Raw genomic sequence first — 359 nt, 5'->3', positions numbered from 1 at the left:
AAGTGAATCAGAAAATTATCGGTTCCTTTTCTTAGCACATAGGCGCCTATTGAACGTCCCTGAAGATTAATTTGCAACATTGTAACTAGTGCTAATGTATCTTCTACGGGTGTTAAGCGAACCTTACTTTCCCCATTATCAACAATCCGCTTACCAACTTTTGACTTCACCATTAGCCCCTGCTCCTGTTTTTAACTTTACGGGCTTTTTTGGTGCTAATGGTTTTTGACTGCAAAATCGGTTGGTATGAACAACGTACTCTTGTCCAATTAGGTGTGGCTACAAACTTGGATAAAATTCTCCAGGCGCCATTAGCAGTCAATATCCACCAAGTAGAAATTCCCCAAGCCGCAGAAGCC

The sequence above is a fragment of the Dulcicalothrix desertica PCC 7102 genome, from assembly GCF_003991905.1.
GTDB lineage: Bacteria > Cyanobacteriota > Cyanobacteriia > Cyanobacteriales > Nostocaceae > Dulcicalothrix > Dulcicalothrix desertica.
This window is presented reverse-complemented; position numbering follows the sequence as displayed.